This is a genomic window from Aetokthonos hydrillicola CCALA 1050 (assembly GCF_017591665.1).
Taxonomy (GTDB): Bacteria; Cyanobacteriota; Cyanobacteriia; order Cyanobacteriales; family Nostocaceae; genus Aetokthonos; species Aetokthonos hydrillicola.
This window is the reverse complement of sequence record NZ_JAAKGC010000012.1, coordinates 145,373-152,552: the sequence shown is the minus strand read 5'-3', so window position 1 is coordinate 152,552 and position 7,180 is coordinate 145,373. Positions and strand designations below refer to the sequence as shown.

Below are 7,180 nucleotides of genomic sequence, written 5' to 3'. Positions count from 1 at the left end.
TGAATTAGGGCATGGGGCATAGGGCATGCCCCATGCCCCATGCCCCAGGCCCCATGCCCCATGCCCAATGCCCCATGCCCAATGCCCCATGCCCAATGCCCCATGCCCAATGCCCCATGCCCCATGCCCCATGCCCCATGCCCCCTTCTTTGTAATACTAAGAAATATGTGCCGACAAAAGAGGTAAAAAGAAGGTGTTCAAGACATTTTTTGTTCTTGTCATTGGGTTCTTACCATGCTTGCTATCCTTATGGTTAATGCGTAAAACGCGGGAGAGGAGAATCTCGCAATTCAGACGAGCGCTAAGCTTTTCAGGCAGGGAACAGCTAAGGCAAAACATTCTTCCTGGTGATAGGGAGGAACTAGCGCGCAGTTCTATAGGAGATCGCTACTACATAGAAGGAGTGGGTTACTTAATAGGCGATGTCAGCTGCGAATTTAATGCTCGTTCAGGCTACTTACGCTGTGCTGTCAATCCTAGCGGACCATGTGAGGGTTGTAACTATTATCAACCAAGGAAAGACATCGCGTAAAAGCTGAAAGAAGCATCTTGGTTTTGGGAACACTACATATATCACTAAAATAACAGGGACTTATCAATGTGGAAAGGCAACAGTAATCTTAGTTCAAAAAACACAGTTCCCTTGCCACCATCTGGAGAATACCCCACATCAACACAATGTGATATGGGTTCCGATAACCTCAGCCAAAGCTCACAAGCAGAAATGTCTGTCCAAGAAGATCAGGATGACCACTTATTAGAAGCAATTAGATTGCTGGAGGAAGGAGTTGAACAGCAGCAGAAAGGAGAATTGCCAGATGCTATCAAGTCTTTACAACAATCTTTGGCACTATTTCAAGCACTTGGAAACTCTCAAAAGCAGGGAATGGTGCTTTCTTGTTTAGCACTAACAGTTTATTCTTTAGGGGACTATAAGAGCGCTATATCTTACTCCCAGCAATGTTTATCTTTAACAAAAGATACAAAAGATCTGCGAGTCCGAATGCAGGCGCTGTCTCATTTGGGCAATGCTTACCGTCACTTGAATGACTATAATCAGGCACTGAAATTTTTGGAAGAGTGTTTAAAAATATCACAGCAACTACAAGATAAACGTAGTCAGGTGGCAGCGCTTAATAATATAGGATTGGTTTACAAAGCTTTGGGTAATCTCACCGAGGCGATTGAACTCAAGCAGCAGAGTCTGGAAATTGTCCGTGAACTTCAAGATAACTGGGGCGAAGAGCAGGTACTGAAAAATTTAGGTAATAGTTGGTATGCATTGGGGGACTATACGACGGCGATCGCGTGCTATGAGGAGTGTGTAGCAATAGCTTGCTCACTTAACCACCACCAAAGTGCAATTCAAGTGTTAAAAAACTTGGGTAATGCCCATTATGCTTTAGGGGATTATACTAAAGCCATTATCTATTATGGTCAACGCTTACAATTAGCTAGAGAAATTCAAGACAAACGTAGCGAGCAACAAGCTTTAAGCAGTTTAGGAGTTGCTTGTGAAGCCGTAAGTGATTATGACCAAGCAATTTCCTATTATGAACAACATTTAGATTTAGCTAGGGAACTTAAAGATCATCGTAGCGAAGAACAAGCTCTCGCAAGCTTAAGACTGGCTTGTGAAGCCATAGGTGATTTCACTAAAGCAATGCAGTATCAGAAATAGGGCATGGGGCACAGGGCATGGGGCATGCGCAATGCCCCATGCCCTACAAAATTGTGCTGATTTCTTTTAAGTAAACCCGTGTAAATGGTTCACCTTCACCGAGTGAGTACTCTTCAATCAAACCTTTACGCCTAATTGAAATATTATCTCCCTTTTTAATGACGATGGTAGAGTCATCGAAAGTATCTCGTGCTATTATCATCTCGGTCTCGGTGGGGTTATCGAGGATAACAACGTTACTACCGTAATAAAACATTCCATCTCTTTCTAAGGTTTCTTCCTCGTACTCAGCAATAAGCAGATCTACTTTGGGGTTACGTAGCAAAGTAAGAAGGTTATTGTTGTAGTCCTTATTCAAGATTTTTTCTGAACGATTGACGAAAATTCCATCACGACAAACAGCACCTATTGTCCAATCTGGATGTAGCAAAAGAATATGGTCAATTGTCTCTTGTAGTTCTTGAATTGAGATCCGGTTAAAGGTGATTATTGGTATTCTGGCATCGGTGCCCGATTGAAAAAAGGTTTCTAGGATATTTGAAGGTACATCAACGCTTTCACCTATAGCTGGGTTAAGATGCATTAAAATACCTGGTGCAGCATTAATTTCCAAAATCGCAAAATTCCCAACTTTCCACGACTCCTCAAGACTTGGAGCAATCACATCAATACCAAGGCAAGTCAGGCGAAAGTGCTGGGCAATATCTTGCGCTAAGATGATGTTGTCTGGGTGAACAGCACGAGTCGCGTCAATGCTTACACCTCCAGCTGAGAGATTGGCGACTTTGCGCAAATGAACAGTACGATCTTTATCAATAACACTGTCTAAAGATAAGTGCTGTTGTTCGAGAAATTGATCCATTGCATCGTCACACTGAATCTTACTCATTGGCGATGTGGGTGTATCCCAACGTCCCGGCTTTCGATTTTCCTTGCGAATTAACTCTTCAATGGTTGAGTAACCATCACCAACAACCCATGCTGGACGGCGTTCGGTAGCTGCAACAAATCTACCATTGACGCATAGTAAACGGAAGTCCGCTCCAGAAATACTCTTTTCAACAATAATTCGTGTTGATTCTTCTTCTGGGATTGCTTGAACAGCCCTTTCAAAAGCGGATTCTAGTTCGTCGGCGTCTCGTACTTCGGCAGTTACTCCTATTCCTTTATGACCAACTACAGGTTTAACTGCTACTGGATAGCCAATTTCTCTGGCTACACCAAAAGCTTGTCGTTGTGTAAAAACGATATCACCTTTAGGTACTGGAAAACCCAAGGTATTTAAAAATGCCTTACAGTCGTCCTTACGAGTGGTGAAGTCTGAATCAACGTGGCTATCGCAGTCAAATGTGGTAGCTATACCCCGAACTTGTTTTTTCCCGTAACCGTATTGTGTTAATCCTTCTTCCCAAAGGTAAAAGGTAGGGATACCCTTGTTATAAGCTGTTCGCAACAAAGCGTAAACTGTGGGACCACCATAAGCAGATTGCCTAAATCTCTTTTGGAGTGCTGATATCTCCTCTTCAAAGGCAATATTTTTGTTTTGAGTTATCGCTTCAAACCAATCCCAGACAAAGTAAACTACAGCATGAGTTGTACGTTCGTGCAACGATTGTACACTTATCTTTACATAGCTCTCGTATGGCTTCACGCTCCAACGGTTAAGATGCAAGCCCATGTCGAGCTTTCCTACTTCTGAGACAGTGCGGGCAAAGAGATCAGCGTAAGATTCGTATGTTTCTTGGCGTAGATGTGGGTAGCGATCGCTAATAATTGAGACATAATCTTCAATCAGCAGAGGCTCTGTATTTCCAGTTAACTTAAAATTGAATACTAATGCCCCTGTATCCAAATATAAATTGGGACCACTGTAATGCTTAAAGTTGAAAATGTCAAATGCATCAGTCTTTCTGGCATTGATGCGGACTGTATCTGCAATTTTTTCTTGAACCATTGATTATGTACCCTTGACTAAACACCCAGGAATCTTGACACTTAATCAGATTTGCTGCTGAAATTTATTGATTTTATGATTCAGGCATTTTTTCGGAGAGATGGCTCGACCCCACACTATATGAACACTTGATTTTTTTCATTTTGTATGACCAATAACTTAATTTAACCTTATTGTGCAATTTTTTTAGCTATCTAAAGGCATACTCATCAGTTTTCAGTTATCAGTGAACAGTTATCACCGCACTATACTCACTGATAACTGTTCAGTGTCTACTGTTTTAAGCATCCTGTATTCTTATTGTTAGAAATCTAAATTAAGTATTAATTAAATATCTTTCTTTTGAACCGTGCAATCTAATACTGGTATATTGTATAATGTCTAAATATCAAAAAATAACGGAGACAGCCAAGTATGAATAGCACAAAAGCTGTTCTCAGAAATGAAGTGGCACATCTTGCTGAGGAAGCTTTTCACCGCAAACTGATTTCAGGATACGGGGATGGGCCTAACAGTAACGAATATCAAATTGTGTTCCAGGGGAAACCCAGGCATTTCCTGTTAGAGGATGCATATTCTTTTTTATGCAATTTACTTCTCGAAAGTAGTCATAAAAAATAGGTGTTTCCGATGTGAGATTTCCCAACAAAAGATCCAGCATTTCTACCTGAGAGCTTTGACGAGTAAAATCTCACCAAAAATCAATCTTTTGGCTTATAGCTAAAGTTCAGCCCAAAAACTGATATTAGAGGTGCGCCTAGTCGTACTTCTAGTCAAAAAAGTTCCTTAGACAATAATCTGTTAACCGGGTACGCGCGTATACCACTCGATGAACTACCTCTCTGACTTGAAAGAGGGGTAGTTCATCTAGTATTAGTGGCTAGAATTTTCCTTTTTAAGAAGTTTATTTAAAAACAATTTATGACATTTTACTTAGCATTTTAATCTATCAAATGGAGGTTTTTAGATTCTAATTGTTATGTTTTATTGAAAAATAATAACTCATATTGTTGGGGGCATTATGGCGGAGAACGAAGTTAAACGGCAGTTGGTAATTGTTGGCGGTGCAGAAGACAAAGAAGGGGATTGTCAAATTCTGCGGGAGTTCGTTCGACGCGCTGGAGGTACTAAAGCTCGTGTCGTGATTATGACAGCCGCAACAGAACTACCAAGGGAAGTAGGAGAGAATTATATAAGAGTATTTGAGCGCCTAGGAGCTGAGGATGCTCGTATAGTAGATACTGAAACCCGTGATGATGCATCATCCTCTACAGCGTTGGAAGCAATTGGTAAGGCTACAGGAGTATTTTTTACTGGAGGAGATCAAGCTCGGATTACCAGTGTTCTCAAAGACACTGAAATTGATACAGCAATTCACAAACGTTATTCTGAAGGCATCGTGATAGGCGGCACTAGTGCTGGTGCAGCTGTAATGCCAGATGTGATGATTGTAGAAGGCGATTCTGAGACAAACCCACGGATGGAAATCGTGGACATGGCTCCTGGAATGGCTTTTTTACCTGGGGTAGTGATTGATCAGCACTTCTCACAACGCGGACGCTTAGGACGCTTAATTGCAGCCTTAGCACAGCAGCCAGCCGTTTTGGGATTTGGAATCGACGAGAATACCGCTATGATTGTAACCGATGACCAAATAGAAGTGGTTGGCCAAGGTAGTATCACTATTGTTGACGAATCAGAAGCTATACATAGCAACGTTAACGAGATATTAAAGGATGAGCCTTTAGCAATTTGCGGCGCAAGGCTTCATATTTTGCCTCATGGATATAAGTTTGACCTGAAAAGTCGTAAGCCTATCGTCGCATAAGGGCATAGGGCATAGGGCATAGGGCATAGGGCATAGGGTATAGGGTATGGGGCGCAATAGACATCTGTGAAAATGAATCTACAACCCTTATAGAGCTTTTGCTGATACTTACAGCAGTTTTCAAATAAATGAGGTACACCGAAGCTGTAGAGGGGAACGGTGTTCGCCCTTAGCGATGTACCTCACCTACGTGCAAAGCGCTGTAACTTCTGTAGATGTCTAATGGGTAATGCCTAATGGGCAATCAGTAATAGGCAATGGTTAAGGTTGCAATTTCCCCATGCCCCATGCCCCATGCCCCATGCCCCATGCCCCATGCCCCATGCCCCATGCCCATTGCCCCATGCCCCATTGCCCCTCTTCATTTCTTAAGGGAAAAAATAGAAATTTTATTGCCTAGAGTGAGTTATTCTGTAAAGAATAAGAGATTTGCTGAAATATTGTGACGATGAAGCTTGCAGGACGAGTAAGTCAAGTAAAGCCCTCTTTGACCTTAGCCATCTCAGCGAAAGCTAAAGCAATGAGGGCAGAAGGAATAGACGTTTGTAGTTTTAGTGCAGGAGAACCAGACTTTGATACTCCAGAACACGTCAAAGCTGCTGCACAAAAGGCTTTGGATGAAGGTAAGACTAAATATGGACCAGAAGCCGGAGAACCAAAGTTAAGGGAAGCGATCGCGCGCAAGCTAAAAAATGATAATGGTCTTGATTACAAAGCAGAAAATGTCATCGTCACCAATGGTGGTAAACATTCTCTGTTCGACTTGATATTAGCACTCATTGAACCGGGTGATGAGGTGATTATCCCTGCACCTTACTGGGTAAGTTATCCAGAAATGGTGACAATTGCAGGTGGGAAGTCAATCATCGTCAAGACAGAAGCTTCTACAGGTTACAAGATTACGCCAGAACAGTTGCGTAAGTCGATTACACCGCAAACTAAGCTTTTTGTCTTCAACTCGCCATCCAATCCTACTGGAATGGTTTACACTCCAGATGAAATTAAGGCATTGGCAGAGGTAGTTGTTGATGCAGATATCCTCGTTGTTTCTGACGAGATTTATGAGAAAATTCTCTACGATGGGGTGAAACACGTCAGCATTGGCTCTCTAGGCGAAGAAATTTTTAAGAGAACAATTATTAGCAACGGCTTTGCCAAAGGTTACTCCATGACAGGATGGCGTCTGGGGTATTTAGCAGCTTCTAAGGAAATCATTAAAGCTGCTAGTACTATACAAGGACATAGCACATCCAATGTGTGTACCTTTGCTCAATATGGTGCGATCGCAGCATTGGAAGGTTCTCAAGACTGTGTAGAAGAGATGCGCCTTGCTTTTGCTAAAAGACGAGAAGTCATGTTAGAAAGACTCAACGCTATTCCAGGTCTAAGTTGTCCGAAACCAGATGGCGCTTTTTACATGTTTCCAGATATTCGCAAAACAAAGCTTAAATCCCTAGAATTTTGTAATGCACTTTTGGAAAGTCAGCAAGTAGCTGTCATTCCTGGGATCGCTTTTGGTGCTGATGACAATATTCGTATTTCCTACGCCACAGATCTCCCAACAATTGAGAAGGGTATGGATAGGTTAGAGAAATTTGTTAAATCAATTCTTGGTTAGTTGTTATTTGTTGGTTGTTTCGTACAAACCTGAACGAGTAAACGACATTTATTTTGTAGTGGGAGCATCTTGCTCCCTGCTTAGCTATTGTATATTTA

The 7,180-nt window shown here is 41.9% G+C and carries 6 protein-coding genes; 5 read left to right on the top strand and 1 reads right to left on the bottom strand.

What is annotated here, in order from left to right:
• Nucleotides 1-194: 194 nt before the first annotated feature.
• Together G4P69_RS39110 and G4P69_RS08895 are read left to right on the top strand one after the other, a co-directional pair.
• The gene (locus G4P69_RS39110; RefSeq protein ID WP_310833934.1) at nucleotides 195-533 is read left to right on the top strand and encodes a DUF6464 family protein; all 339 of its coding nucleotides are present in this window, start codon (nucleotides 195-197) and stop codon (nucleotides 531-533) included.
• A gap of 66 nt (nucleotides 534-599) precedes the next feature.
• The gene (locus tag G4P69_RS08895; protein ID WP_208345817.1) at nucleotides 600-1,682 is read left to right on the top strand and encodes a tetratricopeptide repeat protein; all 1,083 of its coding nucleotides are present in this window, start codon (nucleotides 600-602) and stop codon (nucleotides 1,680-1,682) included.
• Nucleotides 1,683-1,725: 43 nt separating this feature from the next.
• Here the strand turns inward: G4P69_RS08895 and G4P69_RS08890 are convergent, their stop codons facing one another.
• On the bottom strand, nucleotides 1,726-3,636 hold the full coding sequence (locus G4P69_RS08890; RefSeq protein WP_208349412.1) for an ATP-binding protein: 1,911 nt from the start codon (nucleotides 3,634-3,636) through the stop codon (nucleotides 1,726-1,728).
• A 414-nt stretch (nucleotides 3,637-4,050) separates the two neighbouring features.
• On the opposite strand from G4P69_RS08890, the gene G4P69_RS39105 reads away from it, so the two are divergent.
• The 3 genes from G4P69_RS39105 to G4P69_RS08880 all read left to right on the top strand — a co-directional run bounded on the left by G4P69_RS39105 (nucleotide 4,051) and on the right by G4P69_RS08880 (nucleotide 7,082).
• Nucleotides 4,051-4,257 carry a hypothetical protein gene (locus G4P69_RS39105; RefSeq protein WP_243902500.1) on the top strand — a complete coding sequence of 69 codons (207 nt, stop codon included), beginning with the start codon at nucleotides 4,051-4,053 and terminating at the stop codon, nucleotides 4,255-4,257.
• A 400-nt stretch (nucleotides 4,258-4,657) separates the two neighbouring features.
• Nucleotides 4,658-5,464: a cyanophycinase gene (locus G4P69_RS08885; protein ID WP_208343355.1), complete on the top strand. Its 807-nt coding sequence runs from the start codon at nucleotides 4,658-4,660 to the stop codon at nucleotides 5,462-5,464.
• A gap of 448 nt (nucleotides 5,465-5,912) precedes the next feature.
• Nucleotides 5,913-7,082, top strand: coding sequence for a pyridoxal phosphate-dependent aminotransferase (locus G4P69_RS08880; RefSeq protein WP_208344242.1), 1,170 nt, complete (start codon nucleotides 5,913-5,915; stop codon nucleotides 7,080-7,082).
• The last annotated feature ends 98 nt before the right edge of the window (nucleotides 7,083-7,180 follow it).

Bases quoted from the DNA above. Each gene is read 5' to 3' on its own strand.
- G4P69_RS08890 (WP_208349412.1), bottom strand. From the start codon at position 3,636: ATGGTTCAAGAAAAAATTGCAGATACAGTCCGCATCAATGCCAGAAAG.
- G4P69_RS08880 (WP_208344242.1), top strand. From the start codon at position 5,913: ATGAAGCTTGCAGGACGAGTAAGTCAAGTAAAGCCCTCTTTGACCTTA.
- G4P69_RS08895 (WP_208345817.1), top strand. From the start codon at position 600: ATGTGGAAAGGCAACAGTAATCTTAGTTCAAAAAACACAGTTCCCTTG.
- G4P69_RS08885 (WP_208343355.1), top strand. From the start codon at position 4,658: ATGGCGGAGAACGAAGTTAAACGGCAGTTGGTAATTGTTGGCGGTGCA.
- G4P69_RS39105 (WP_243902500.1), top strand. From the start codon at position 4,051: ATGAATAGCACAAAAGCTGTTCTCAGAAATGAAGTGGCACATCTTGCT.